The 25,547-nt window shown below is 68.6% G+C and carries 39 protein-coding genes; 2 read left to right on the top strand and 37 right to left on the bottom strand.

The features are described 5' to 3' along the window. Window positions 1-2: 2 nt before the first annotated feature. The gene (locus BKA24_RS08505) at window positions 3-191 is read right to left on the bottom strand and encodes a helix-turn-helix domain-containing protein (protein ID WP_184220917.1); all 189 of its coding nucleotides are present in this window, start codon (window positions 189-191) and stop codon (window positions 3-5) included. An 81-nt stretch (window positions 192-272) separates the two neighbouring features. On the opposite strand from BKA24_RS08505, the gene BKA24_RS08500 reads away from it, so the two are divergent. Continuing rightward, the gene (locus BKA24_RS08500; RefSeq protein ID WP_184217036.1) at window positions 273-671 is read left to right on the top strand and encodes a DUF2510 domain-containing protein; all 399 of its coding nucleotides are present in this window, start codon (window positions 273-275) and stop codon (window positions 669-671) included. Between the two features lie 77 nt (window positions 672-748). Here BKA24_RS08500 and BKA24_RS08495 read toward each other — a convergent pair whose 3' ends face one another. The 26 genes from BKA24_RS08495 to BKA24_RS08370 form a co-directional block, all read right to left on the bottom strand. Continuing rightward, window positions 749-1,384 carry a hypothetical protein gene (locus BKA24_RS08495; RefSeq protein ID WP_184217034.1) on the bottom strand — a complete coding sequence of 212 codons (636 nt, stop codon included), beginning with the start codon at window positions 1,382-1,384 and terminating at the stop codon, window positions 749-751. After that, a complete protein-coding gene (locus BKA24_RS08490; protein WP_184217032.1) occupies window positions 1,381-2,100 on the bottom strand; it encodes a hypothetical protein in 720 nt (239 codons plus the stop codon). The genes BKA24_RS08495 and BKA24_RS08490 overlap by 4 nt, the downstream gene beginning before the upstream one ends. 1 nt (window position 2,101) lies before the next feature. Next, window positions 2,102-2,500 (bottom strand): phage holin, encoded by a 399-nt coding sequence (locus tag BKA24_RS08485; protein ID WP_184217030.1) that lies wholly within the window; start codon window positions 2,498-2,500, stop codon window positions 2,102-2,104. 5 nt (window positions 2,501-2,505) lie between these two features. Continuing rightward, on the bottom strand, window positions 2,506-2,919 hold the full coding sequence (locus BKA24_RS08480) for a hypothetical protein (protein WP_184217028.1): 414 nt from the start codon (window positions 2,917-2,919) through the stop codon (window positions 2,506-2,508). A 52-nt stretch (window positions 2,920-2,971) separates the two neighbouring features. Next, entirely contained in the window at window positions 2,972-5,686 is a 2,715-nt protein-coding gene (locus tag BKA24_RS08475; protein WP_184217026.1) for an immunoglobulin domain-containing protein, read from the bottom strand. 4 nt (window positions 5,687-5,690) lie between these two features. Next, complete coding sequence (locus BKA24_RS08470; RefSeq protein ID WP_184217024.1) at window positions 5,691-7,985, bottom strand: phage tail tape measure protein; 2,295 nt, start codon at window positions 7,983-7,985, stop codon at window positions 5,691-5,693. A 4-nt stretch (window positions 7,986-7,989) separates the two neighbouring features. Beyond that, the gene (locus BKA24_RS08465; RefSeq protein ID WP_184217022.1) at window positions 7,990-8,127 is read right to left on the bottom strand and encodes a hypothetical protein; all 138 of its coding nucleotides are present in this window, start codon (window positions 8,125-8,127) and stop codon (window positions 7,990-7,992) included. Window positions 8,128-8,234: 107 nt separating this feature from the next. Then, window positions 8,235-8,600, bottom strand: coding sequence for a hypothetical protein (locus BKA24_RS08460; RefSeq protein ID WP_184217020.1), 366 nt, complete (start codon window positions 8,598-8,600; stop codon window positions 8,235-8,237). A gap of 16 nt (window positions 8,601-8,616) precedes the next feature. Next, window positions 8,617-9,177, bottom strand: coding sequence for a hypothetical protein (locus BKA24_RS08455; RefSeq protein WP_184217018.1), 561 nt, complete (start codon window positions 9,175-9,177; stop codon window positions 8,617-8,619). Continuing rightward, window positions 9,174-10,178 carry a phage tail tube protein gene (locus BKA24_RS08450; protein WP_184217016.1) on the bottom strand — a complete coding sequence of 335 codons (1,005 nt, stop codon included), beginning with the start codon at window positions 10,176-10,178 and terminating at the stop codon, window positions 9,174-9,176. The genes BKA24_RS08455 and BKA24_RS08450 overlap by 4 nt, the downstream gene beginning before the upstream one ends. Beyond that, window positions 10,175-10,489 carry a hypothetical protein gene (locus BKA24_RS08445; RefSeq protein ID WP_184217013.1) on the bottom strand — a complete coding sequence of 105 codons (315 nt, stop codon included), beginning with the start codon at window positions 10,487-10,489 and terminating at the stop codon, window positions 10,175-10,177. The genes BKA24_RS08450 and BKA24_RS08445 overlap by 4 nt, the downstream gene beginning before the upstream one ends. 12 nt (window positions 10,490-10,501) lie before the next feature. Then, on the bottom strand, window positions 10,502-10,966 hold the full coding sequence (locus BKA24_RS08440; protein ID WP_184217011.1) for a hypothetical protein: 465 nt from the start codon (window positions 10,964-10,966) through the stop codon (window positions 10,502-10,504). Next, window positions 10,963-11,328 carry a phage gp6-like head-tail connector protein gene (locus BKA24_RS08435; RefSeq protein WP_184217009.1) on the bottom strand — a complete coding sequence of 122 codons (366 nt, stop codon included), beginning with the start codon at window positions 11,326-11,328 and terminating at the stop codon, window positions 10,963-10,965. Before BKA24_RS08435 ends, BKA24_RS08440 begins: the two co-directional genes overlap by 4 nt. 72 nt (window positions 11,329-11,400) lie before the next feature. After that, a complete protein-coding gene (locus BKA24_RS08430; protein WP_184217007.1) occupies window positions 11,401-11,820 on the bottom strand; it encodes a hypothetical protein in 420 nt (139 codons plus the stop codon). Then, a complete protein-coding gene (locus BKA24_RS08425; protein ID WP_184217005.1) occupies window positions 11,820-13,067 on the bottom strand; it encodes a phage major capsid protein in 1,248 nt (415 codons plus the stop codon). Before BKA24_RS08425 ends, BKA24_RS08430 begins: the two co-directional genes overlap by 1 nt. 10 nt (window positions 13,068-13,077) lie before the next feature. Then, a complete protein-coding gene (locus tag BKA24_RS08420; RefSeq protein WP_184217002.1) occupies window positions 13,078-13,755 on the bottom strand; it encodes an HK97 family phage prohead protease in 678 nt (225 codons plus the stop codon). A gap of 3 nt (window positions 13,756-13,758) precedes the next feature. Further along, a complete protein-coding gene (locus tag BKA24_RS08415; protein ID WP_184217000.1) occupies window positions 13,759-14,925 on the bottom strand; it encodes a phage portal protein in 1,167 nt (388 codons plus the stop codon). Next, window positions 14,922-15,110: a hypothetical protein gene (locus BKA24_RS08410; protein WP_184216998.1), complete on the bottom strand. Its 189-nt coding sequence runs from the start codon at window positions 15,108-15,110 to the stop codon at window positions 14,922-14,924. Before BKA24_RS08410 ends, BKA24_RS08415 begins: the two co-directional genes overlap by 4 nt. An 11-nt stretch (window positions 15,111-15,121) precedes the next feature. After that, window positions 15,122-16,552, bottom strand: coding sequence for a terminase large subunit (locus BKA24_RS08405; protein WP_184216996.1), 1,431 nt, complete (start codon window positions 16,550-16,552; stop codon window positions 15,122-15,124). A 40-nt stretch (window positions 16,553-16,592) separates the two neighbouring features. Then, complete coding sequence (locus BKA24_RS08400; RefSeq protein ID WP_184216994.1) at window positions 16,593-17,222, bottom strand: hypothetical protein; 630 nt, start codon at window positions 17,220-17,222, stop codon at window positions 16,593-16,595. A gap of 681 nt (window positions 17,223-17,903) precedes the next feature. Beyond that, window positions 17,904-18,560: a M23 family metallopeptidase gene (locus BKA24_RS08395; RefSeq protein ID WP_184216992.1), complete on the bottom strand. Its 657-nt coding sequence runs from the start codon at window positions 18,558-18,560 to the stop codon at window positions 17,904-17,906. Window positions 18,561-18,712: 152 nt separating this feature from the next. Beyond that, window positions 18,713-19,843 carry a hypothetical protein gene (locus tag BKA24_RS08390; protein ID WP_184216990.1) on the bottom strand — a complete coding sequence of 377 codons (1,131 nt, stop codon included), beginning with the start codon at window positions 19,841-19,843 and terminating at the stop codon, window positions 18,713-18,715. Further along, a complete protein-coding gene (locus BKA24_RS08385; protein ID WP_184216988.1) occupies window positions 19,830-20,072 on the bottom strand; it encodes a hypothetical protein in 243 nt (80 codons plus the stop codon). The genes BKA24_RS08390 and BKA24_RS08385 overlap by 14 nt, the downstream gene beginning before the upstream one ends. Before the next feature lie 253 nt (window positions 20,073-20,325). Beyond that, window positions 20,326-20,832: an XRE family transcriptional regulator gene (locus BKA24_RS08380; RefSeq protein WP_184216986.1), complete on the bottom strand. Its 507-nt coding sequence runs from the start codon at window positions 20,830-20,832 to the stop codon at window positions 20,326-20,328. After that, window positions 20,832-21,023: a hypothetical protein gene (locus tag BKA24_RS08375; protein WP_184216984.1), complete on the bottom strand. Its 192-nt coding sequence runs from the start codon at window positions 21,021-21,023 to the stop codon at window positions 20,832-20,834. Before BKA24_RS08375 ends, BKA24_RS08380 begins: the two co-directional genes overlap by 1 nt. 51 nt (window positions 21,024-21,074) lie before the next feature. Continuing rightward, the gene (locus BKA24_RS08370) at window positions 21,075-21,248 is read right to left on the bottom strand and encodes a transcription initiation factor IIB family protein (protein ID WP_184216982.1); all 174 of its coding nucleotides are present in this window, start codon (window positions 21,246-21,248) and stop codon (window positions 21,075-21,077) included. 63 nt (window positions 21,249-21,311) lie between these two features. Between BKA24_RS08370 and BKA24_RS08365 the strand changes: the two genes are divergently transcribed. After that, on the top strand, window positions 21,312-21,641 hold the full coding sequence (locus BKA24_RS08365; RefSeq protein ID WP_184216980.1) for a hypothetical protein: 330 nt from the start codon (window positions 21,312-21,314) through the stop codon (window positions 21,639-21,641). 26 nt (window positions 21,642-21,667) lie between these two features. Here the strand turns inward: BKA24_RS08365 and BKA24_RS08360 are convergent, their stop codons facing one another. The 10 genes from BKA24_RS08360 to BKA24_RS08320 form a co-directional block, all read right to left on the bottom strand. Beyond that, window positions 21,668-21,847 (bottom strand): hypothetical protein, encoded by a 180-nt coding sequence (locus BKA24_RS08360; RefSeq protein ID WP_184216978.1) that lies wholly within the window; start codon window positions 21,845-21,847, stop codon window positions 21,668-21,670. Window positions 21,848-21,867: 20 nt separating this feature from the next. Further along, on the bottom strand, window positions 21,868-22,749 hold the full coding sequence (locus BKA24_RS08355) for a hypothetical protein (RefSeq protein ID WP_184216976.1): 882 nt from the start codon (window positions 22,747-22,749) through the stop codon (window positions 21,868-21,870). 10 nt (window positions 22,750-22,759) lie between these two features. Next, window positions 22,760-22,987 (bottom strand): hypothetical protein, encoded by a 228-nt coding sequence (locus BKA24_RS08350; RefSeq protein ID WP_184216974.1) that lies wholly within the window; start codon window positions 22,985-22,987, stop codon window positions 22,760-22,762. Further along, a complete protein-coding gene (locus tag BKA24_RS15780) occupies window positions 22,980-23,102 on the bottom strand; it encodes a hypothetical protein (protein ID WP_281385742.1) in 123 nt (40 codons plus the stop codon). The genes BKA24_RS08350 and BKA24_RS15780 overlap by 8 nt, the downstream gene beginning before the upstream one ends. Further along, complete coding sequence (locus BKA24_RS08345; RefSeq protein WP_184216972.1) at window positions 23,099-23,416, bottom strand: DUF3310 domain-containing protein; 318 nt, start codon at window positions 23,414-23,416, stop codon at window positions 23,099-23,101. The genes BKA24_RS15780 and BKA24_RS08345 overlap by 4 nt, the downstream gene beginning before the upstream one ends. Then, window positions 23,394-23,855, bottom strand: coding sequence for a single-stranded DNA-binding protein (locus tag BKA24_RS08340; RefSeq protein WP_184216970.1), 462 nt, complete (start codon window positions 23,853-23,855; stop codon window positions 23,394-23,396). Before BKA24_RS08340 ends, BKA24_RS08345 begins: the two co-directional genes overlap by 23 nt. A 2-nt stretch (window positions 23,856-23,857) precedes the next feature. Further along, window positions 23,858-24,082: a hypothetical protein gene (locus BKA24_RS08335; RefSeq protein WP_184216955.1), complete on the bottom strand. Its 225-nt coding sequence runs from the start codon at window positions 24,080-24,082 to the stop codon at window positions 23,858-23,860. Further along, window positions 24,066-24,710 (bottom strand): hypothetical protein, encoded by a 645-nt coding sequence (locus BKA24_RS08330; RefSeq protein WP_184216953.1) that lies wholly within the window; start codon window positions 24,708-24,710, stop codon window positions 24,066-24,068. The genes BKA24_RS08335 and BKA24_RS08330 overlap by 17 nt, the downstream gene beginning before the upstream one ends. A 336-nt stretch (window positions 24,711-25,046) precedes the next feature. Continuing rightward, the gene (locus BKA24_RS08325; RefSeq protein WP_184216951.1) at window positions 25,047-25,340 is read right to left on the bottom strand and encodes a hypothetical protein; all 294 of its coding nucleotides are present in this window, start codon (window positions 25,338-25,340) and stop codon (window positions 25,047-25,049) included. Then, window positions 25,337-25,543 (bottom strand): hypothetical protein, encoded by a 207-nt coding sequence (locus tag BKA24_RS08320; protein WP_221417300.1) that lies wholly within the window; start codon window positions 25,541-25,543, stop codon window positions 25,337-25,339. Before BKA24_RS08320 ends, BKA24_RS08325 begins: the two co-directional genes overlap by 4 nt. Between the last annotated feature and the right edge of the window lie 4 nt (window positions 25,544-25,547).

The raw sequence follows: 25,547 nt of genomic DNA, 5'->3' as shown, positions 1-25,547 counted from the left end.
CCCTACTGGCGGTGATCGCAGCGGCGACCTTCGAGGTACGCCGCGAGGCAGGGCTCAGCGACGAGCCACCTCCCGCGCGGAACGCGTTGCGTCCCGTGGAGGTCGCCAGCCTCGAGCGCGAGCCGGACAGTGACGACGTGGCGACGGGCGATCGCCGCAACTTCCGTTGTCGTGAAGAGTCGGTCGAGCATGAGGCGAGGCTAGCGACGCCACCGGCCGCGGCCGGCCGGGTAGTCGGAATGTGGTAACCGTGATCCCCTATGCTCCGCGGCATGACGATCCCCGCCGGGTGGTATCCCGACCCCGAGAACACCGCCTACCGTCGCCGGTGGACCGGCACCGAATGGACCGACGAGCGGGAACTCGCCCCGCCCGTCCTGCTCCGACGTCGCGGCCCAGGGGTGCTCGGGGTGATCTCTATCGCGATCGGCATCGCAGCCCTGGCGTTCGGGCTGCTCGGCGTGTTTCTGCAGATGCCCGGGTCGCTGTGGACCGGCGTCGTCGGCGGGCTCTTCATCGCGGCCGGCTCGATGCCCCGACCGCCCGTCGTCGTCGACGGGTCGCCACGCCTCCCCGCGTGGAAACGATTCGTGCTGCCGATCCTGTTCTTCGCGGTGGTCGCCTTCATCATCTATCTATTCGTGTTGATCGTCGGGATGATTTCTAACTGAGCCCGAGCGCGAACGACGAAACGCGCCGCCCCCGGCCCTGAGAGGCTGGGAGCGGCGCGTTTACCGGGAGAGCGACATCAGTCGTAGTGGAACGGCGTTCGCATCGGGAGAACGGCGAGGAACGCGGCACGCACGGCACGAGCCCGCGCGACCGTGTTGCCCGCGGCGCGTAGGAATGCCGACGCGTCGTCGAGTACCTGCCACGCGAACAGTTCCGCGAACCACTCGACGCTGCTCTCGCCGGCGTAGTTCCCTGACGGGATCCCGGGTCGCACGTCGTTCCATAACTGTTGCCACTCGGGGAGCGTGCTCAGAGGTTGACGTGACCCGTTGCCGCCGGCGGCCATGCGATTGAACATGTAGTCGACGTGATGCCCGAACTCGTGCACGAGGGTTCTGGTCCGCGCTCTCGACGTGACCCAGATGTCTCCCGTGTACCGGCCGGCCACTGCACGGCCATCCGCGCCGGCGTCATCGAACCCGAAGTGAATCGACAGCGAGCGCACGACGCCCTGAGTCTGATCGGCCGAGTCGTGCGGGTAGAGCCGCGGCGCCTCGAACACTTCACGGATCTCGGCGGGAATCCGGTCGTACTCGGCGAGGTGTTGCGCCAGGGTGTACGCGCCCTGCACGGGTACGACCGCGTCGGCCCAGCAGTGAAAGTTCGGACGCTGGATCGGCACCGCCAGCACCGGTCCCGCGTGCTCGATCACAGGTATTCCCACCAGACCTGAACGACGACGTCGCGCGGCGGATATGCCGGCTCGAGCGAGATCGCGGGATTCGGGAAGACCTCGACGATGTCGACGGCGACCCGCGCCCCGTTGCCGATCGTGACCGCGAGCGGGATCGACCGATCCGCCGCGGCGCGCGTGTCCATCTCCGCGACCACTCCCCCGTTCACGGTGAGCCGCAGCGCCAGCCCGCCGGGTTCGTAGATCACGCCGTCGACGGTGAGTTTCGTCAGCCTGCAGAGGGCAGACGGCGATCGCCACGGCGTACCAATCCGCGGCACGAGGTCACCGGGGAACGAGTAATCGACCGACTGCCGACCTCCCCCGATCTCGCCACCGCCGGCGGCCAACCGCGAGTAGAGATCCTGCCAAACGGCCACGGCCTCCGGTGACGGCGCGAGCGTCGCCGGGTCGACGTCGACGAGCGATCGGAATGCGTACTCGTCATCACCGGCCGGCACGATGACGAATCGCTCGTCGACGCCCGAGACACCTTCGACCGTGATCCGCCAGACGCCCGAGGCGAGGGTCGCCTCGCCCGCACCATCGTATAGATCGACGTCGAACGCGGCCGTCGAGCGGATGACATCTGCCGATGAATCCGGCTGCAGCAGCGCGCACCGTACCCGCGACCCGGTCGGAGCGTCTGCTCCGTCCGGGCGCGGGTCGGCGAACGCGAACGTCACACGCGCCACGTCAGACCGTGTCCGGCTTGAGGTAGATCACGCCGAGCACCGAACCGATGATCGTCAGAACGCCGGCGACGACCTGCAGCGCCTCGTCGACCTGATCGGGCGAGAGGATCCCGAACGCGACGAGCAGCGCGCCCACCGATCCGGCGCCGGCGTACAGCGCCGCGCGACCGACAGACGTGTACCAGCGCGCACGGCCCGCCCATGTGAGGTTGGACAACTGCACCGCCGCGGCGATCGCGGCGAGCACGCCCTGCACGACGACGAGGATCGGCTCGGCGTGGGCCGGGGCGAGCGTGCCCGCCCCGGTGAGAACTGCCGTGACGGCGATCGTCACGGCGTAGATCTTCGACCGGCGGTCCTCCGTGAACCATGCCGCGAACTGCTCCCAGAAAGTGTTCATAGCGTCTACTCCTTTCCGGCGGGTTCGCCCGCCTGAATGTGTTCGTCGAGCCGCCGGCGCACTCTGCCCACGCTCGTTTTCAGCGACGCCGTTTGGCGCCGCACATGCGCGACGTCGGCGGCCGTCGCGTCCTGCCGCTGAGCGATCTCGCCCTGCTGCAGCACGACGGCCGCGACGGTCGCCTCGAGTTCCGCGACCCCCTGCACCGTCTGCTCGGTTCGGTCTTTGATCGACCGCCCGCCATTCGGCTTGAGTTCGTACTCGATCGCCGCCAGCGTCGCCGGCAGGTTCGCCAGCGTCTCGGCCAGGACGACCGCGGCGTACAGACCACGGATGATCTGTTTCGCAGCCGGCCACCCCTTCCAGACGCCGCCACCGACCGCGGCCGCGCCAACGACCCACAGCACCGCCTCACCCACGGTCAGCCCCCCGAGCCATGCCCCGATACCTTCCACCGCATACCCCGTTCCCCTAGTCCCAATAGACGTCGACGAGAGCGATGTTCGAGATCGCGGTTCCCCCCGAGTTCGTGAACACCGCGCGGTAATTGCCGGCGTTCGACATGTCGGCCGTGAATGCCAGAGGTGACACCGTCGCCCCGGGTACGTCGACGAACGGCGATCCCGGCGGGTTCGAGCGCTGCCACTGCAGCGACGGCAGGGGATCCCCCGACGCCGCGGCCGAGATGGACACCGGCGACCCGACCTGTGCCCCCGTGCTCGCCGGGTGCTGTGTCACCGCGGGCGCGCCAGGTGCAGCCATGATGACGCGCGCCTCGCGCGTCCACTCATCGCCGAAGAGCCCGGCCGCGTTGCACCGGTAGCGACGCTCCGAGTGCGCCGGCTCGAGAGTCGGCGTCGTGTAGGACGTACCGACCCCGACGTCGCGCCACTCCACCCCCGGGCGCTCTTGCATCTGCCAGCGATGCGACGTCGCGCCGCTCGTGGCGACGGTGAACGTCATCGTCGAGCCGGCATTGCGCGCACCGTCTGCCGGCTGAGTGACGATCGTCGGCGGGGATCCGGCAACCTGCCGCAGCCCGTACGTTCCGATCATGCCGTTCTCGACCTCATGCGAGATCCGCAGCCGGCTCGAGGTGATGCGGGCGACGATCCCCGGTTGACGACCGCGCCAATCGGTGAGCCTGACGAGATCTCCGATCTGCCAGCGCGGGTCGGCCGGCACGGTGACCTGAGCGAGCGTCGCCCGCGGGGATCCCGTGGCCGAGAGGAAACCGTCGATGAACGCGCGTGTCGTCCACACGTCCTGTCGCCAGTCCGAGTCGGGGAACGCGTACACGCGATCTCCCCATGTCGCGGCGCCGGCGTTCGTGCGGTCGATCGTTACCGGACTATCCCAATAGTCGCCGAACTGCACGCCGAGGATCCACAGCGCCGGCGAGCCCGCGCTGAGGTTGTACGGCACCGGACCAGAGACACCGCCGGCCTCGGTCCAGTCCCAGGGCCAGACCGGGAAGAGCGCCTGCCCCGAGTTATTCAGGAAGTGCACGCGGATCGTGCGGGTGTCGAGCGGCTGGATCCATGCCGAGAGTTGCATTCCCTCGTATCGGACCAGCCCGCCCGGATCCTGACAGACCGCCATGCCGAGAGCCGCCGTGTAAGCGCCGCCCTGCTGCTGGATGATGCTCACTTTCTGCTGATACGACAGCACCGGATCGCCGGTCGCGAGATCGAGATATGAGGATCCCGGCTCGATCGAGAACAGATCACTCAGCATGAACGACGGCTGTGCCGCAGTTTCCTCCGTCTCGGCGCCGAGGCCGGCGTCGACGCCGCGCAGCGGCCGCACAGTCGCCGTCGCGCGCGTCACGACACTGTCGAGAGACACGGACGGGTGCAGATCGTCGACTAGGTCGACGTCCCACGTCGCGACGGGGATCAGCCCATCCGCGATCATCGCGCGAGTGCGGAACGCGAACCGGCCGCTCTCATCGAATCCGACCATGCCGAGTTCGGCGGCCGCGATCTCTTTCAGGACGTCCCACGACTCGCGGCCGTCGACGGCAGGGATGCCGATCACGTCGAGCGCGCCCTGAGCGACGTCGGCCTCGGGCGAGTGAGCGACGTAGCCGGCGCTCGGCCGGGTGTTCGTCGTCGGCTGCCAGTACGCGGCGACGCCCTGCACGCCGCCGGCGTCCCACTGCACATAGTTGATCTCTTGCGCCGACACGGTGATCGGCCATGCGGTGTCGGACGCGAACACCTGAGCGGCGTCGATCCACAGTCGCCGGTAGTTCCCGCCGACCTCGAAACAGAGATGCCGCCACCCGGTCGCCACGTTCGCCGACATGATCTCAACCGCGCCGCCCCCGTTGGTCGCCTCGACGACGACTTTTCCGCCGGTTACGCGCAGAATGAACCGCGAGCCCTCAAGCAGCACAGACAGGACGGCGCGACTCATGCCGCTTGTTACGTTCACGAACGCCTCGAACATCGACCGGCTGCCGCCGTAGTTGCGTCGGGTCTTGAAGAACCCGCGCAACTGCTCGCCGGTCGCCTTCGGAGCGACGGCGAATCGGGACGGCTCGAGCCACCCGTCGACCGGGACGCCGGCACCCTGTGGGTACGTCCATCCGATGTCAGCGAGCCACCCCCCGACACCCGGAACGTACAGTTCGCACGCGTCCGAGCGAGGCGCCGGCGTGACGCGAATCCCGTTCTCATGCAGGATCGCCGTCACGACCGCCGAGGTGTTCGTCGGGTGGCGACCCTCGCGGCCGCGACGGTCCATGTTCGACCCGTACGGCTTGAGCCGGACCGGCTTTGTCAGTCGGTCGGCCGCGTCGCGAGCGGTCAGCACGAGGTCGCCGGATTCCTCGGACGCGTCGAGATCGTTCACGAGGCCGGCGAACACCGGCACGGTCAGCCCGTCGTACCCGACCGCGCACGACGTCGCCGACTGCAGCCACGCGGCCGCCTCAGACGCCCGCAACAGACGTGGCGCGGACGCCGCGTAAGCATCCCCGCGAACGGTCATCTCCGCTGACACCGAGCCGACGACATCGGACGCCGCGTCGGGCAGTTCCCCGTCGAGCGAGCGAATGACCTCGATCTCTCGAGCCCACCCGTTCGCCGCGCCGAGGTTGCCGCCCGGGGACGGGGCGGCGACCGTGAGCGCGTCGCGCTCTCCGATCGCCGCCTCGAATCCTGCCGGACCTGCCTGCATCCTGTTACCTCCGCTTTCGCTTGTGGCGTTCGACCGCCTCGTACACTGTGCGACCGTCGAGATTCAGCACGACGTGCGTCACCTCGCCGTCGCCGCTTCCGCCGAGCCCGTAGTCGCCTGCTTGCGACAGCGGCACGACCGCCTCGGGACCGGCCTCGCCGATGAGGGCGAGCGTCGGCCCGAGTGCGACGCCGCCGGCCGCGAGCGCGGGGATGACGATCTTGTCGAACCCGATGTGATTGCCGCCGATGAACGGCACCCAGTCGGGAATTGAGATGTCGATCGCGCCGAGTGTGTTGTTCCAGAGCCAGGCGAATCCGGTTGCGATCGCGTGGCCGGCGCCCATGATTCCATCGCCGATGAAGTTCATAACGCCGGTGACGCCGTCGCCGAGGCTACCGAACCAGTCGCCGATCTCGCCGAGGCGATCGCCGATCCAGTCAGTCGCCGTCTCGGCGCCGGTCATCATGTTTTCCCACACGTCGCCGAAGAACGCCGAGACGCCGTCCCAGTTCTCGACGAGCCAGATGCCGGCCGCGACGAGCAGCCCGATCGCGACGAGGATGCCGGCGATGATCCATGTAACCGGGGATGCCCACCATGCCGCGTTGTTCGCGATCATCGCGCCGGTGTTCGCCGCGGTCGCGGCCGTGCCGGCGACCTGAGCCCCACGGAACAGCAGCATCGCACCGGCGAGCGGACCGAGCGCGCCGAGCACGCCCGAGATCTCCCCGCCCCAGACGGCCCACGTTCGAGCGAGGTCACCCATCGGCCCATCCGTGTCTAGGAATCCCTGGATCATCAGATCCTTGTCGCGGCTCATGGCCTCGATCTCTTTCATCGGCCCATCGGTGATCGCCTGCCCGACGCGGTCGGCTGCACCGGCGACGTTCCCCATCGCGTCGACGGCCGTCGACGGGTCCATCGCGTAGAGCGCGCCCTGCAGATCTTCGGCTTTCGTGCCGAAGAACTGCACCGCAAGCGCGTTCCGCTCGACCGGATCCGTCACGCCGAGCAGCCCGTCACGGACCATCTGCAGCGCGCGTTGCGCCTCGGGGCCACCGGTTGCGATCGCGTTCGCCGCCCACGCGGCGTCGATCCCCAGCCGCTCGTACGCCTTGCCGAGCGGGGTCGTGTTGTCAGCCGCGGCCGCGTTCGCTTCCGCGACGTCGGCTGCCGCCTCGGCGCTCGCCTTCTGAGCATCCGCGACGCGCTCGTGCGCCGCCTGAACCTGTGCGGATCCCTCCACCCCGGCACGGTCGGCATCGGCCTTCTCGCGCCGCAGTTCCTCCGTCGCCTCGCGCTGCTGCTCGAGCGCGAATATCGCCTGATCGACGGCGAGGGCCGCCTCGTCGCGATCGAGTTGCGTCGCTTCCGAGTCGCCCGCCACCTTCGCGGCGTTCTCCTGTGCACGCTGCAGCGCCAGTTCGGCCGACCGGGTGCTGAGTTCCGCCCCCTCGAGTTGATCGGCCATGTCGGCGAGATCCATCGCGGCCTGCGCGCGGGCCTCATTGAGCGACTGCTGAGACGCGATCTCGTTCTGCTGAGCACGGGCGAGGGATGCGCCGGCCTGCTCGACCCGCTCGTACGCGGCCGCCATTTCCTCGGCCGTCTTCACGACGGGTTCCTGAGCCCGGATCGTGAACTCTTTCAGCGCGTCCGCGAGAAAGTCACTGTTTCGAGCGCCGGCCTCCATGCCCTGATTCATCAGCCCGAGCGACTGCTGTGCGTCGAACCCGAGTTTCGCAAAGAACGGCGAGTACTCCGTGAAGGTGTCGAGCAGATCCTCGCCACGGTTCGCGGTCGACGCGAGGCCGGCCGCGATCACGTCCATACCCTCATCGACCGAGTCGACGAGATCGTTCTTCACGAGCGCGGACACGCCGCCGATCGTGCGCGCGACGTCTTCCTCGAACACGGTCGACACCGCGAGCGCCTTGCCGGCGACGCGCTCGAGGTCGTCGTCGGCCATCTCGCCGAGGTTGCGACGAATGTCGCCGATCGCCGAGTTCACCTCGGGCGCTTCCCCGAACCCGTCAGCCCACACCGCGGACGCGACCGCCCCGAGGCGGTCGGCCTCGTCGCCGGCGACGCCGAGTTCGGCGGCGAGTTCCGCCGTCGACTGCTGGGCCTCGAATGCGCCCATGAACGCATCCTGGACACCGCCGGCGAGCATCGCCGCCGAGATGCCGCCGGCGGCTTTCTTCACGAACGACCCGAACCCGTCGAAGACGCTCCGGGCTTCGGTGTCGTCCGCGAGGATGCTAATCAGGAAGTCTTTGCCACCCTTCGCAGCCACGAGATCACCCCCTCTTTCCGCGGCGCGCGAGCGCTGCAGACCTCTCTCGCTGCTCGCGCGCATTGCGCTCGCGGTCGGCGAGGATCTTGTCGGCCGTTACGGCGAGATGCCCCCAAAGATCGGCATCCAGCGCGTAGATCACTTCCGGCGTATAGGCCGGGAAGTAGTCGTGCCGCCCGATGAGGAACAGCCGCTTCCGCAGTTGGTCCTCGACGAACGGCTCGTCGTACTCGAGTTGCTGCTCGGGGGTCAGCCCTCGCTCGGGGCGGTGCCCTCCGCGTCGCTGATTGCTGACGACTGAGGGTCCGGGCTCTGCTCACCCTCCGATTCCTCGAAGTCGGCGACCTCGCCGTCGCCGGCGGTCATCCGCGGCCGCCAGTACCCGATACGGTCATCGCCCATGAGATCGGGCATCCGCTCGCCGCAGCCGTGCCGCTGCAGCGTCGCGAACACGGGGAGCATGACGATCCACTCGACGGACTGCATCACGTCGAACATGTCGCGCGGGGTCGTCTTGAGATCCCGCCGGTACTGCGTCTGCGCGAGCACCTTCTCGGAAACGTTCGGCTTGACGACGTCGACGACACGGTCGTCGGTGAGGCGAATCTGAGGCATGAGCGGCCCCCTTCTCTTAGTGGTCTGAGATCTCTTTCAGCGCTTCATCGAGCGCCGAGTCGACGCGGGCCGCCATGCGGGCGGCCCCGTCATACGCGGGGCGCCAGAAATACGGCTGCCCCTGTTGGTCGACGTAGGGCTCTCTGCCGAACGTCTTGTGCCGGAACCGCTTCGCCTGCCAGAACGTCGCCCCGGTGCGCTTGGCGCCGGTCGTCCTGACGGTGATCGCGGTTCGGTTCTTACCGAAGACGACGCGCGTTTTCAGCGAGTCGGAGATGCCGCGGCGCAGCCCGCGCGACCGCCCTGGCCGCTTCGTGTCCGTCTCTTCGTAGACGTTCACGGTGCGGAACCGGGCGCGGCCGTGCTGATCGCGGACCCGCCGGCGCCGCTTCCCCGCGGCACGGATGCCACGAGGGAGCGGGCCGGCGAGGATCTTCCGCTGCTCGCCGATGATCTCGTCGCCCGAACGCCGCATGTCGCGGCGCAGCCGGCGAGCGAGTTTCGGGGAGAACTCGCGGATCCGCTCGAACTTCGCCCGCGTCTCCGTCGTCGAGAGGGTGACGCGGGGCGCGGTCACGGGGTCGTGTCCAGCGTGCGGTACGTGATCCAGATCGGCTCGGCCGCGGTCCCGTTGTCGAACGCCTCGAAGTCGATCGACTGCGTGATCGGCTCGCCGCCGTTCGACGCCGGAACTTCGCCCTTGAGGCGGATCGCGGGAAGAGCGATCTGCAGCGCGGCGGTCCCGTTCGTGAACGTCAGCAGCATCGAAAGATTCTGCTGATTCAGGTACGCATCTCGCAGGTCGTTGTCGGTGTACTCCACCGTCAGTTTCCCCGTGACCTCGGGACGCCCGAGGACCGGCTGCCGCACGCGATATCCGGCCCCGCCGAGGTTGTACCCGTTCGAGTCCAGATTGCGCTTGACAGCGACCGACGCGTCGCGAACGTTGCCCTTCGGTGCGCCGAGCACAGTCGCGAGCGCCGTCGTCGTCGGGGCGGCGAGCGTGGCCGTCCCAACACGAATCTCACCGCCTACGAACGTGAACAGCGAGTCGACCGCGGGGTACGACGCGGCCGTCGCGGCGACGTCCGTGAGCAGCCGGCGAATCGTCGCCGACAACTTTGCCTGAACGTACTCACCTTCCTTGGCCGAGATCTCGAGCGAGTCGAAAGCGCAGCCGGCGAACGTGTGCGGGTGCGTGTACACACCGTCAAGCGTGGGCAACACCTCCTGGATCGTGAACGTCGGGTGCGGGTCCGTCTTCGACAGTGTGTGAACCTGCTGATACAGGCCGGCCGAGACGAGAGTGTTCGTCACGGAACCCATGACCGCATTGAGCAGCATCCCGAACCCCGACGTCGGAACCTCGATCTCGATGTCGGTCGAGCCCTCGAACCGCGAGATCGAGTGACGCGACGACCGCGCGACGCCCTTGCCGGGTCGCAGCCCGCGACCCTTCACGGTCTGTACGTCGTAGGTCGCTTTCGCCTCCGACTCGACAAACCGTGTCGGCGTGACAGCGACGCCGTAGTTCACCTCTCGACCGATTCCGACCGAGTAGTCGAGTTGCGTGCTCACTTGTCGCCGTCCTTTCCATCGGTGGCGGATGCCGCGGGCGCGGGATCCGTGCTCGTCTTGCGGGCCGGCTTCGTCGACGTCGCGTCGACGACCGGCTCGTCAGGCTCTCCGGGCTCGGTTTCGGCGGCCGGCTTGCTCATCTCGGCGACGAGCGCGATCGCCTCGTCGTCGACCGGCTCGTAGTTCGCCGACTGGCCGGCGAGCAGCGGCGCGATCGCCGCCGGAACGTCGAACTCTTCGTCGCGATCGACGATGCGGCCGAGCGCCGGGATCTCGAGCGCGCCGAGCGGACTCTGATTCTTGAACTTCACGGGTTCCCCCTCTCAGACAGCCCGCACACGGTGCGAGCAAACGAACGTCGCGGCTACCTCGACTTGGTAGCCGCCCTCCACCTCTTCGCCGTCCCATTCCGCGGAACCGGTGAGGGTCCACGAAACGGCGCCGCCGAGGGTCGTGTTATCGGCGTGCTCGACGTAGGTCGAGATCTTCGCCAGCAGTTCGGCCGCGCGGCCCCATGCCTTCGTTACGGCCTCATCGTCGTAACCGGGCGCGAACGAACCGACGTTCAGATCGAGCGTGATCGTCTCGTCTCGGCTCCGTCGCGCCGCGACGGTCGCCGGATCCGAGGCGACACCCACGCCGCCCAGGGCAACCCAGTCGAACTCGGTCGGTTGGCCGGCGAATCCGGCGAGCACGTCGACGCGCTCACCCTTCACAGCGGCGCGCACCGCGGCGAGTAGTCCCGAGCGGGCGCGCAGCGCGGCCGAGTCCGGTGTGATCGACGTCACTCGGCATCACCCGGATACAGGCGCGGCGGGTACGGCTTGAGCCACCCGGCGACCTTGCTCGGCAGATCGACGCCCGCCATGCCGGCGGCCGGGTCTTCACCCTCGGTCGGCCGAGCGCGCGGCCCCTTTTTCTCCTGCTGCCACCAGAGTTTCGCGACGGCCCGGGCGGCGAGCACGAACACGGTCGGCACCTTCCCGTCGACCTCGTGGCGGGTCGGCTCGGTCGAGCGGCCCGTGTGAACGTCGATGCGCTCGCACGCGGCGGCCATGAACAGTTCCAGTTCGCCGGCGTCGTCCTGCCCGACGTCGTATTGCAACGCCTTCCGCAGATCGGCGGCGTGTAGCGGCCAGTTGCTCGCCATGCCTCCCCCTTCGTTTGTGGGAGCGGCCCGGGTGGTGTGTGCACCCGGGCCGCTCTTGTCACTGCGCCGAGATCAGTCGGCGGTGACGTAGCCGGCGGCGAGGTACGCCTCGGCTTCGGTTGCGGGGAGCGTGATGGGCTCCCCCACAGCGGGCCAGGGCTCGCCGTTGCGTGTGCCGGTGATCGTCACGGCGACGAACACCTCGACCTCGTCGACGTCGGCGATGCCCGAGTCGAACTCGTCGTCGGCGTCAGCCGGCGTCGCGTCGGTCGACGCGTCGTCGGCGTCCGTCGGCGCCGCGTCGGTCGACGCGTCCGCGGCGTCATCCCCGGCGGGTGCCGGCGCGGTCGTGGGCTCGTCGCTGACGGGCGCCGGCCGCTCCGCGTCGGGTACGGCGGGCGCCGAGGACGCGGCGGCATCCGCCGTAGCGGACACCTCCGCGCCCTCGATCTCGCCCGACTCGGCCGCGGTGACCTTCGTCGGGCGGCCCATCAGGACGCGCCGCCGATGAAGTGCTTCACGGCCGAGGCGTCCATGAGACGCCCGTCAGCCCGCAGCACGCCGCGGAACGCGACCTGATCCGAACCGAACAGCGCGTGGTCGGAGCGCTCGACGCGGGTGTTTCCGACGAGGCGGATCCAGTAGCGCGAGAAATCGCCGAAGAAGATCGACTTCGCTCCGAGGCCGACGCCCGCGATGAAGGGGTCGCGGTGCACGGGCGCGCCGAGCAACTGCGACGCGGTGCCGGTCTGGCCGTTCGGCTCCCACAGGTAGCGGCCCGAGGAATCCTTCATCTTGCGGACCGAGGCGACGGCCGAGTTCGACAGCACCCACGCGGCGTTCGCGTGGTACGGCGCGAGCACCGATTCCTGCAGGTCGATCAGGTTTTCCCACGTCGGCGCACCGCCGGCGCCCGTCGCGCCGGTGACGCCGGCGGTCGTGGCGTTCGCGATGCCGTGGGGCGCAGCGGTGCCCGTGCCGGTGGCGAGATCCTGGCCGAGCGCGGCCGAGATGTTCTCACCGATGAGGCGGGCCGTCAGCCCCTCGATGTCGACGAGCGAGTCGACGACGAGGTCGTTCGAGATCCCGACGAACTGGCCGAATCGCTTCGTGCCGAAGGTCACCTGATTGAACGACGGGTCGGTGCCGCCGACCTGCACGAGTTCGGCGGTCGACGCGGCCGAGCCGAACGACGCGAGCCGGGGCAGGATCACGTCTTCGCCCTTCTCGGTGACGAGCGTGTACGCGCCCGCGGCGTAGAGCCCCGAGAACTGCCGCAGCGGCTCGAGCAACTGCTGCAGGTAGGTCTTCCCGACAGCGTTGCCGCCGGCGGCCGCGACGCCGACCGAGAGCGCACGCGCCTCGCCCGACATGATCGCACGGACCTCGGCCGCGCTCGGCACGTAGTCCGTGAACCGGTCGCGGTTCTCGCCGTTCAGCACGCCGCGGATCTCGTCGGCGAATCGCTTCACGTCGACGGCGTTGCCGAATGCGGACCGGTTGCCGAGCAGATCGCCGGCGAAATCGGCGGCGCGCTGCTCGAGGTCGCGCTGCTGGGAGAGCAGCGTGATCCGGTCGTCGAACTCGTTGTAGGCGCGTTCCAGACGCTCGAACTTCTCGCGCTCGTCGGCCGTGAGGGCACGCTCGGACGCGATGTCGGCGAGCGGCTTGCCCTCCGTCTCCCACGCCTTGCGCTGCTCGTCGGCGAGTTCCTTGATACGGGTTGCGATGGCAGTCATCGTTACCTCCTCATCTCCCGCGCTTGCGGGTTCGGGACGCGAGCGCGGGATGCGTCTCGCGAGTCTGTCGAGCCGCGGCACGTTCGGCCGCGGCGATTTCCCACTCACCGGGCACAGCCGGCGTGGGTGTCAGGGATGCGCGCGCCTCGTCGACGTCGCGCTGCTGCAGTCCGGTCGTCGCGGCCCAGTACGCCGGATCGGCGACCGGGGAGACGTCCGACAGGACGAGACGGGTAACGCGCCGCACGAGGCGCCCGTCTGCGTCCTCGCGCCAATCGACGTCGAGCGCGTGGAACGCGAACGACGAATGCCGGTAATCACCACGTTCGGCGAGCACAGCGACGTCGCGGCCGGCGCCCGTGTTGGGCAGGTCGACCTCGTAGCGCACCCCGACCTCGTCGATGTACAGCCGCAGCGTTTCGGCGTCGGTCGTACCGAGCAGCAGTCGCGAGTCGTGCTCGGCTCGAGCGATGACTCGCGTGTGCAGCGCCATGTCGACGACGCCGCCCTCGAGCGGTGCGCCGGCGGCATCCGGGGCGATCTCTTCGACCCACCCGCCGAGATCCCGCGACAGCGAGTCGAAGACGACCGCGTAGCCGGCCAGGATGCCCGGGCTCTTCGATCCCTCGGGCGCGGCGCGCAGTTCGACCTCGCGGTCGATCACGCGCCGTTCGATGCTCTGTGTCATCGGTCAGACCTCCTTTGTGATTGCGGTGGAGGTGGCGTCGGACTGCGACTCGCTCTTGTTCGTCGCGAACCACTGCTGCCATTCCTCGATTTGCTTTGCGGTCGGCGCCGGCCGCCCCAGGGACTCGCGCGCCTCGGACAGAAAGCGCGTGCCGTTCCGCAGTTCCTCGGTCATCGCGCGGGCGCTCTCGAGGACTCCGGGGCGCTCGAGCACGGTCAGGTCGTATGTGACTTCCGTGTCGGTCGGGAGCACGTCGCGGAACGCCGCCGAGGCGCGCCCGCTAATCCCCCCGAGCGTCTGCACGCGGAACGCTTTCTGATCCATCTCGCGGTTCGAGTAAGTGCGGGACGAGCCGGCTTTGCCGCCGACGACCTCGGGCGGCACGCCGAAGATGATCGCGATCTCAGTCGCCGACGCCTCGATCGTCTGCAGGAATTGCGCCTCTTCGGGAGAGATGCTGATCCGCTGATATGCCCACTCGCCGGGGAGCGCGACCGGCTTGCCCGAACGCGCGGCGCGAACGAAATCGTCTCGCGCTTCGGTCAGCACCTCGCCGCCGACCCGTGCCGTCTTCGCCTGCAGGATCGCCGGCGGGATACTCGATTCCTTGAGGAACCGCCGGCCGAACGACCGTGCCAGGCCGGACCACTCGAACGACGCCGCGAACTGCTCGATCGGTGACAGCCCCATGACCGAGCCGGCCGTGACGAACTCGCGGATATGCAGCAGATTGCCGCCGCGCTTCACGAGATCGACCTGCGTGCCCAACACTCGGTAGACCGGGTTCGCGAGGTTCGACTCGTCGACGGTCACGAACTCGAACGGGATCCACTGGCAGTAGCGCCGAGAGTCGTCGACGAGGCCGAATGCGTTTCCGCGCGTCTTCAGTTCCGCGACCATCGCGAACCGGGATTCGTAGGCCGAGAGGATCGGCGACGGATCCGTGAGGATCTGAGGCGCCTCACTCATCGGCTGCCGGACGCCGCCGCGCATCTGCGTCGCGGTGATCTCAGCCTGTGCCCATTGATCGGCGATGTGCCGGACAGCGCCGTACGCGGCGACCTGCTGCAGTGCCGACGAGTTCGACGAGCCGAGGCCAGAGAACGCCGGCCCCCAGATGTCGGCCCGGGTCAGATCGCGCGTCTCGGCCTCGCGGGTGAACAGACTCATCGGATCCACACCCGCGGGATCGGATGCGCGATCGTCCAGACGAGGACGCCGGCGACGATGAACGCGACGGGCGCCGACCACATCGCCACGCCGGCGACGATCAGCGCGACCGCGACGAGTTCGACGGCCGCCGTCGTCCGCTCGCCGCGGCTCTTGTCGGGGGTCGTGATGTCAGGCGATGTCATGCGCCCTCCCTTCATTTCGAGTTCGCAGCGCGCAGCGCGGCGACAGGGTCGTATGCCAGATCGGGCAGTTTCAGCGCGAGCATTCGCACGGCGTAGGACGCGGCGACGAGCGCCGTGATCGGGCGCAGCGACTTACCGCGTACCCACTTCCAGCCGTCGCCGACTTTCGACGTCTGAGCGGCCGCGAGCGCGTCGGTCAACTCCGCTTGCTCGAGGTGCGCGACGCGCTTGTTCAGCACGAGATCGAGCAGCCCGGGAGCGGCGACCATCATGTCGGCGGCCGGCATCGGCTCGGCCTCGATCTCCGCGGCCACGAGATCGGGGAGCAGTGTGCCCGTCGTCTTGTGCTCGTAGTAGACCGCGCCCGGGTCATGCTCGAGCAGTTCACGTAGGCCGATCAGGCGATCGTCGCCGTCGCCCTCGCCGTGCACGAGCCACCCCGTACCGGGGCCGTCGCTGACGACTTCGACGTGATACTGCCCGCGCTTGTTCACCCCGGCGACGACGATCGACGCCCAGTCCCGATCGGGCGAGATGTCGACGACGTAGACGAGTTCGGGTCGCGCGATCTGAGAGTCGGCGTCGCCGACGACTGCCCAGCGTTCCTCGGGGATCTTCCAGTCGCTCGCGAGGTCGTCGCCCCACCAGTTCAGGAACGGGCGATAGAACCCGTCTTTCATCGTGTCCCGGAACACGGCGATCTTGCCGACTGTCGTCGTGAACCCGAGCGCCGGCATACATGCCCACCACGTCAGCGGGTCGTCGGGGTCGGCATCCTCGGGCGCCGAGTATTCGACATACAGGGTCCGATATCCCGGGTTATTGAGCGCCCGCGGATCCGCGCGCAGCAGTTCGGAGCGGGCTCGACCGGCCTCGGCCTTCTTCCAGAGGAACGGCGACTTCGCTTTCGACTCACCGACTGTCGAGATCCACATGCTCTGTGAGTCGGGCACGGCGGTCGTCGCCGGGAGCAGCGCGGCCTCGAGGCGATCGTCTTTCTGAGCGAACACCTCGTCGCCGATCGTCAGGCCGAGCGTGCCTCCGTGACCGGCGTCCTCGGTCGGCGCGTCGATCGCCCATTTCGAGCCGTTGCGAAAGCGCATGTGCTCGTCGCCGTGCGACAGATGCAGCGTCGCGCCCCGCCGGTTCGGGACCAGTTGCCCCTTGAACTTCGACCCGAGGATGCGGTGATGATGCTCTTCGACCAACTTCTCGAGCGCCTTCGCCCGAGTCTGCGCGATGTAAAGCAGATACTGCCGGTCGGGCCACATCATCATGCGGTGCATCCCCCACGGGATGACGAGCGACGACTTCCCCGACTGACGGGGAACGATGATGACGATCTCTGAGTACCAGAGCATCCCCGTCTCGGGGTCGATCTCGAACGCGACGTCGAGCACGTCACGCTGCCACGGCATCGGCTCCCAGCCGAGCAACCGCATACAGCCGACAACCTCGTCGGCGATCGTCTCGCGCGCCGGGTTACGCGGGGTCGACCACCTCGGCCGCGTCTCCACCCCGGGCGGCTGCCCTGATCGCTTCCACGATGTCACCGGATCCGCCCCCCTCATCACCGCCCGAGAGGTCCGCGAGAACTTGCCTCATCGCTTCCACGGTCGATTTGTAGAACCGCGCGTTATCCGGGTCGTCGAGCGCTCGAGCGCCCCGGTACACGAGTTCGTGCCGCATCCGCGTCGCCGCGTCGGCGGGGTCTGTGAGCGCCTCACGCGCGGCCGCTTCGATCGGGCCGTCGACGAACTGCCGGAACCCTGCAGCGCGCAGCCGATCGGCGGCGACCTTCGCAGCGACGAGCCCGCCGCCGGCGTCGAACAGCGCGTCCTCGATGATCGAGAGCAGCGCATCTCCGTTCGACTCGTGGCGGAACGCGGGACGTGCCGGCGGCGCCGGCGTGGGTTCGGTTTGTGGGTTCGTGGGTACGCGCTTTCGGCGTGTGGGTACGGGCTCGCCGGCGGCCGCTCGAGCCGCGTCGCGCTCGCGCCGGCGGGCATCCGTGTTCGCGGTCTTGCAGGGCTCGCAGCGGCACCCCGCTTTGTACCGGCGCACGGTGCCATGCCGCGGCATCCGTGGCTTCGCGGGCTTTTCGGCCGTCATCCTTCGCACCTACTTTCGATCTCGCTGCACACACCGTTTCCGTCAGCGGCCGACAGCCGCTCGAACACGACGCGTTTGCGACGCGCACCTCAGATCGACCCCGACGACCCCGCCACGGACCCACACGAACCCACAGGCGAGATGAAACGAATCGGGGAGAGGGATTTTTGGTCGCGGCGAGGGTGAGGCGTGAGGTCGGTCGGCAAAAAATCGAACATCACTCCGGGCGGTGGCCTCGACCCCATTGCCTCGAGCGGTGCCCGTTGCGGGCGATCGGTCGATCTTTGCGAGCAGCGTTGCATCCGAAGTGAGCGGGCCGAAGGTTAGAGCGGATCCACAGGCCCCCCTTACTCCGGGGTATGACGTGGTCGAGCGACGGGCCGAGACGGTGCCCCCGTCTGAGTCCGTACACGACCGGCTTTCTGCACAGATGACAGATCGAGCCAGCAGGACAGACGTCAGCCAGCAGCCGCAGATAGTCGGCACGCGAGGGCATCGGGTCGACACCTCGAGATGCGTACGACATGCCGGCACCCCCGATCCCCGCGCCGCCGGCGACCCCGTGCGAGGCGAGCAGCCACGGCCACCCGGCCCCGCACGGTTCGACGACTACCCCTCCCCCGGGGCGCCTTCACTTTCGATCGGCTCGGCCGGCTCGTCGACGATCTCGACAGGCGCGCCCTACTTGCGGATCTTGTTCGCGGCGGACGGGTGCAGCCACACGTCGCCATTCGCGTTCGAGCGCACGAGGATCGCCCCGTTCGAGGCGACCTTACGAATCGTGTACGGGCCGCTGAGCATCGTCTGCCCCTTGCCCTTGCCACGCTTGCCGCGCATCGCGACAGCGGCAGCAGCGGTCGCGTACCAGTACCACGAGCCGAGAACGATCTCGCGGCCGACGAGCGTGCGCGCAACCTTCGCCGGCGTCGGCTTCGGCGCCGGCTTCGGCGCCGGCTTCCCCGACTTCTCGACGTAGCGATCGAGCCATTCCTCGAACGACAGGCGCTCACCCGTCGCGCGAACGAGGATCCACGCGTGAACGTGAGGGCCAGTCGTCGCGGTGCCCGTGTTGCCGGATCGAGCGACGCCCGACCGCCAGGCGACACGCCCCGGCTTCACCGGCTCGCTGAGATGCTGAGCGACGAACACGAACCGATCGCCCGTGAGGCGCAGCCCGAACCCGCCGTCGCTCGTGTCGCGCCGCGTCAGCGCGCCGGCGAACGGCGCGTCGACGAGCGAGCCCATCGGGCACGCGTAATCGGTAGCGGCGCCGACACCGCGACGCGCGTGCTCCGCGCGGTCAGCGGTCACCGGATAGTCGAAGAATCGCTTGCTCATGTGATCCCCTCTCACTCGCACATGTGGATGCGGGCGAGCACCGACCCGAACCGTCAGTACTCGCCCGCGCGCCGCTTACTTCACGTCCGGCATGACGCGCCGCGCATTGCTTCGGTATCCGCGGTTACCGGCCCGGTCGAACCCGGGACGTTTCAGAGGACGGTGAGCGACTGCAGGTCGAACCCGTCGGGTGTGATGTCGAACACGAGCAGACCCGGATCCGAGTCGTCGCCGGCGACGTTCCGATACCAGTCGGACCCGTTGTCGAGCGTCGGCGCCTGGATCCACCACTTCGAGCGCCCCGTGTACGGGTTACGCCCGGTCGGCAGGATCGACAGGTGGTGATAGTGCCCCGTGAGCAGCACGTCGGCGGCGCCGACCGGCTGCCCGCCGTGCTGCTGCCCCCGCCACCAGTTCACAGCCGCTCCGGGCCGGAACTGATTGCCGTGCACGACGCCGATCACCGTGCCGAGCACGTCGAGCGTCACCGCCTCGTCGTACGCCGCCGGCCGATGCCAGGTCGCGTCGAGCCCCTTCGCGTCGGCCACCTTCGCGACCTGCGAATGCACGAACAGCCCGAGGTCGTCGGACGGCTTGCCGAGAACCTGTTTCCCGGCGCGCCAGGCGGTGTGATTGCTCGGCACCGCCAGCACGTCGACGCGCCCATGCCGGCCCATGACGAGCACGAACTCGTAGACCTCCGTCGCCGCGAGATCCATCTGCTGTGCGAGCGACAGATCGTTCGTGAACATCGGATTACCGCCGGACTCGAACCCCTCGAACAGATCCCCGACGTCTGCGAGCACCGTGCGCGACGGGCGCCGGCGCTTGAGTTCGGCCGCGAGCGCGACGCGCTTCTCGGCCAGGCGCTCGACGAGTTCCGGCGTACCGCCCCGCGAGCCTGTCTTGCCGATCTGAGGGTCGGCGATCAGGACGACCGTCACCCGCTCGCCGGCGGCCGGCTGCAGCGGCTTCCGAGGCTTGCGGCGCGCGGCCGCGTACAGCGCCGGCAGACTGAGCGACTGTGCTCGCGGCCGATGCTTGAAGAAATACGACACCCGCCACTCGCCGTTCGCGAGTTGCTTGCGCCACTGATTGATCGTGCCGACGACCTCGATCTCGTCGGGGTCGTACCCGAACTGTCGGAGCAGTTCGGCGTCGTTCTCGACGGGAGGAATCGGGCCGGTGACGACCTCCGTCTCGCCGCCGATCGTCTCGTGGCGAGCGCGCCACTCGGGCGGCACGCTCGGCGTTTGAGCGGCGATCGCGTCAGCGACTGACACGGTGAACCCCGCGATCCTCGCGCCACCGCGCGATCTGCACCTGAGACGCCTCGAGCCCATGCTCGGCCAGGATGCGGCGCACGTCGGCGTGCTTCCAGTCCCGGTCGCGCAGCATGACCTCGACGGCATCCCGGTCGCGCTCGTCGAGCGTTTCGAGGTACGCGTCGAGTTTCGTGCGCGCGCGAGGCGCCCGCGGCGGTCCCCCTGCAATCGCGTCAGCAATGGACATGCGACCCCCTTCGCTCGGGAAAGACTGCGCCCCGTCCGCGGCGTGCATCAGCCGCTCGAACGGCGCACTCGACGGCGGCCAGAGGTTGTGAGCGTGAGCAGACGTGACGGGGCGAGATCCCCGGTCGGGCACGACCGGGAAGACCATACGGGAACGACGGAACCCCCCGGCCAGATCAGCCGAGGGGTTCCGATGAAGTCAATTCTTCCGCACGCGTAGCGTATCACAGATTGGTGACAAGGGTGACAAGGGTCTATCGACGAGCGACCCGGCGGGCATTCCGCTTCGCCGTCTCTCGCACCTCCGCGAGAATCTGCTCGTTGTCCAGGCGTTCCTCTCGCAACACCGGCGCCCCGGGTACTGCCGGACTCACCTCGGGTTCGCGGTCGAGTACTGAGACGCGTTGCGGACTCAACTGCAGCATCACCGCGACGTCGCGCACAGTCAGCCCCTCCGCTCGGAACGCCGAGATCGCCCGTCGCACGACGATGCCCGACAGCGCCTCGGCATTGCGCGCCTGGGCGCGAGTGTCGAGAACTTCGCGCAGTATGCCGCGGATATCGTTCGCGGTGAATGACTCCGAGATCTCGACGACCTCGACGTCGACCGCCTCGACCTCTTCCCCGAGCATCGCCGCCGCGTCGATCACCTCGTCGGCGACCTGATCGAGCCGCTTAGCCTGCGTGAACAGCCCCGGGATCGCCGGAACCTCGACGGCCCACCAGTCGCCCGACCGGGTCGCGTTCGCTGTAACTCGCATCACTTCTCCCCTCCCAGGAACTTGAGAATCCCGCGCGCCGTGAGTTCGTTCACTTCCGAGTGACGCGGGATCGTGGTCTGCTTGTCGCCGATGCGAACGTGAGTGTGGCGCCCGCCCTCGGTGTAGACGGCCGACTCGCCCTGAGCCTTCGCGATCTTGTTGATTCTCTTGACGAGTTCGCCGCGCTTCATGCTATCAGTCTATAGGTGTAGACGGCAGGTTGTCTATGCCTATTTACTAAATCACCCTCCGACGCCCGGGAGGTCGTCGCCAGCGCTCGGCCGCTCAACCCACGGCACCTCGAGCGACCACCCGCAATAGCCACAGACATACTCGCCGTCGCTCTCCCGCATCACCGTTCCGCAGCGCTCGCATGACGGCTGCTCGCCGGCCTCGAATCCGTCACTCGGGATCATGGCGCGAGTCTATGTCGGCGTAACATGAGATCGTCTCGGCCGGGGAAAGGATCTCGGCCGCACATGGGCACCAGCAAGCGTTACGCCGCCGGCGTCGATCGGCAGATGAACGAACGCATCCTGCAGCGCACCGCGGCCGCCGGCCCCCTGCAGTCGCTCACGTCGACCGAGTTGCGACTCGACGAGGTGCCCCTGACGATCGACCCGCAGCCGCGCCGGAAGGTCCGCGCATGGGTCCGCTTCGGCGACACCCCCGTACGCGTGAACGCGGTCGCGGCCCGATGGACACCCGACGCGATCGGCCTCGAGTTCACTGTCGACGGCGCCGCTCACCGCTGCTGGGTCTGGGTCGGCGCCGTCGACGAGATCGACACGCAAACAGCGGGGCGATGAGATCCGCTCTCATCGCCCCGCCGCTATCACTTGCGCCCGCCGGCCTTCATCCGCCGGCGTTTCTCTTGCTCTGCTCGAACGACGTCGCCGAGCGATCGGAACTTGCCGGCCCGCCGGATCGTCACTGTCGGATCGGCCGTGTACCGCTTCACCGTCCGTTCGGAGATCTGCAGGGCCGACGCGATCTCGCGCGTCGTGCCCCACATCTCCCCCGCCTCGTCGGCGATCAGGCGACCACCGCCTCACGCTCGCCGCGGCGCTCGTCGACGAACTCGGCGATCCGCTCGGGCTCGAGGATGCCGCGCGATCGCGCGACGAACTCGGCCAGGCGGTCCGGGTCGACCTGCTCACTGTGCGCCGTCTTGAACGAGTAGTCGGTGACGAACTGCTCGGCGAGGAACATGTCGCGGTCATCGCCGGACCAGTCGCACCCGCGGCGCTCGCACACGAACCGGACACGGCCGGCTCGGGACGGGATCACGCGGACCATTCGCAGATCGCAGATCGGGCACGGTGACTTCGCCCACCGGCGCTGATCGTCGAGCCGCCATTTCTGCAGCGCGTCGCCGACCGTCCACCAGCCGCGCGCCTCGGGGTCGCGGCCCTCGCCGCGGAATGCGTCAGAGAGCATCCGAGCCCGATCGGGGTCGGACATCGCGCCGGCGTATGCCGCGAGGATCACGTCGGCGCACGCTCGAGCGTCGGCGTATGCCTCGTCAGACTCGGCGCCGGCCTCGAGTCCCGATGGGCTGTACGGGTGCCCCGGGAACTGCAGATCGAGAGCCCACCCGCGCAGCGTCCGCATGATGTCGTCGGACGCGTCGACGAGATCCGAGGCCACCGGCGCCGGCAACTCGACACGGGATGACGAGACGATCTCGCGATCGAAGTTCCACCCCGATTTCATCGGGTCAGCCTTCGATCGGAGGTGCGCCACCATGTCGGGCGCCTCGTCGACGAGCAGCCGCACGCGGCGCCAGCACGGCCCGCAGACCGCGGATCCCGGCTGCACCTTCGCCGGCGCGCATCCCTTGCACGAGGTATCCGTCGACGTCCCGTAGGACACGCATTCCGAGTAGTGCCTACCGCGCTCGGCGTGATCGAACACGCACAGATCCTCAGCCACCGATCCCCCTCGCTTTCGCCACAGTCACCATTGCGAGCCGGCCGCCACGGCGGCCGCCGACCCGCCACACCCGTTCGCCGCGTAATAGCCGGTCGAGCCATTCGACCTGCCACGGCATCAGCGGCACGCCGATCGACTCACCGAACCGGGCGAGGCGGCGCCGCCGGCGGATGCCCCGCCCGACACGGCGCCGCTCCCGGCGCGTCAGACGATCAGCCACGCCGACCGCGACGGAAAGATCGCACGAACCCGGCCGACATCGCCGCGAGGATCAGCCCCGCGACCGCCAGCACGAACACGGCGAGCACCCACTGCACGAACTCGAACGCGGTCACTCGATCCCCTCGCTCGCGAGCGCCGCCGACCGCGCCTCGCCGTGCTCGCGGATCTTCCGATCGACTTTCTCCCGCCGGGTGCGCTCGATCTCACGGTCGATGTACCACCGCGCCTTTTCGAGATCTTCGATCTCCCGGGCCGGATCCTTCGCCCCGGCGCGCGCGATGTACTTCACCGCGTTACCCCGGCAAAAGTTCAGATGCTCCGTCAGGTCGATCACCTCGACCCCCGGGAACCGGGTGTAGTGCGACGGATGATTGACGGCGTCGGTCGACGACGGCGCCTCGGACTCAGAACGGCGTGTCGTCGCCATAGGCCGGCGCCCCCTCTCCGCTCGGCGTTGATGACCACGCGTCGTTCGGGCCGGTCGCCGGCGTCGACTGACGCGAGGCGACACGCTGCACGTTCGCGGTCGCATAGCGCAGAGACGGGCCGATCTCGTCGACCTCGATCTCGGTCGACGAACGCGGGTTGCCGTGCTCGTCGCTGTACGACCGGATCTTGAGGCGGCCCGTCACGATGACCCGCATCCCCTTTCGCAGCGACCCCGCGACGTTCTCGCCGAGTTCGCGCCACGCGCTGCAGCGGATGAACAGCGCTTCGCCGTCTTTCCACTCCCCCGACTGCCGGTCGAGCGCCCGAGGCGTCGATGCGACCGTGAACCCCGCGACCGCGAGCCCGTTCTGCGTGTGCCGCAGTTCCGGGTCGGCGGTCAGGTTGCCGACGACCGTCAGCACCGTTTCCCCTGCCATGTTCAGACCTTCTCTCTCGTGTGTTTCACGTCTCTTGTGTGCTGCAGCATCCGCCGCCGCATCTCCGTCTGCTCGTCGTAGTCCCGACGAGCGATCTCGTCAGCCGGCGGCATCCCGAACCCCTCGAGCCGCAGCCGCGACACCCGGTCGCGTGACCGTGAGAGCCGCGCCAGGTAGTCGGCGAACCACTCGTCGGCGATCGTCGTGCCGTCAGAACGGCTCTTCATCCGTCGCGACCTGTTGCGTGTACCGCTCTTGTGCGATCCATCGGTCGTGACGTCGGCGAGCGGTGCCGCATGGGCCACAGTCGGCGAACTGGCCGCCAGGGTGATCGGGGCACCCGATGTTCGGAGCGTCCAGCAGCAGCGGCCGGCGAGGTGTTCGGGGTCGCTCTTGCGCTTGCTCCCACGCCGCCCACTCGCTCGCCCGCTCGGCTTGCTCGGCACGCACCCGCGCCTCGGCCCGCTCTCGCGCGCTCGCTCCCCCCACAGCCACGGGATCCCGTGGGATCCCCCGATCCGGCGCCGGCGGGCACTCCGAGGGCGGCGCCCCGCGGGTGTCGGCGCGCAGCCGGTGCCGCAGTTCCAGGTACTCCCGGCCGCCGACGTCGTAGGTCTGCAGGAATCCGCATTCCTCGAGCAGCAGCACATGCTCGATCACGAGATCCGTCGCCGCTCGCCCCGGGTAGATCGCCGCGGCGATCAGTTCCGGCACCAGTTCCCGCCGGCCCTCGAGATCCGTGTGCAGCCACAGGCCGAGCGCGGTCGGCTTCGCTTCGTCCGGCGCTCTCAGGTAGCCGACGAACTCGAGGTCGCTCGGCGCGATCGTCCGTTGCTTCGTTCCAGCCCTGCTCATTACCCCTCGCGAATCCCTCGAAACACAGGTCGACGGCGAGGCGCAGATGCGCGTCGTCGACCTCGAAACACTCCGACCAGCCGCGGCCCATCGGGAGCACGTCGAGCGCGTCGCGCTCGTCGCGGAATGCGGCGGGGAACCACCGGCGCAGCGATCGCAGCGCCTCGCGTTCCCACGTCGCGTCGGTGCCACGCGCGAGCACGAGCACCTGCCCGCCGGTGCGGGTCATCATGTGAACGCGGCTGAATCGCCAGGCGCGTCCGACCTTCACGAGATGCCGGCCGTGCCCGAAGTAGTCAGCCCATGCGACGACGTACGTCATCGCGAACCGCGGCATCATGCGTAGATCTCTTCGTCATGCGCGGCGGCCCACTGCCGCTCGAACTCGACGAACGGCATCCGCGGATGCCGCGTCCAGTGATCGAGCAGTTCCTCGGACGCCCACCGGCGCGCGCGCGCCGCCGGCCCCAGGAACAGCGACATCGGGTCGATGCCCCGGGCGCGACCCTCCGCGTTCACGAGCCGGCCGTTCGTCTCCGTCTCGGCGCGCGTGTACACCGCGAGCAGCACCTCGTCGTATGCCTCGCGGCACTCACGCCACCGCGCGAACCCCTCAGCGATCAGACTCATCGGAACACCACGCCCATCTCCCGGCGCGTCTGCGCGCGCCAAACCTTGTGTGAATCACTGACCTTGCTGCAGAGCCCGAACTCGTCGAGCCTCTTCACCCGCTGATTGCAGGACACGAGCGCGCACACCGGAAAGCGCTGCTGCCGCTTCTCGATCTCGGCGAGGGCGGCCAGCGTGACGCGCTCTGACCGGGCGCTCTTCACCCAC

Source organism: Microbacterium marinum (genome assembly GCF_014204835.1).
In the GTDB taxonomy this organism is placed as follows: Bacteria; Actinomycetota; Actinomycetes; order Actinomycetales; family Microbacteriaceae; genus Microbacterium; species Microbacterium marinum.
Note: the sequence above shows the minus strand (reverse complement) of the source record. Positions and strands in the feature narration are given on the sequence as shown.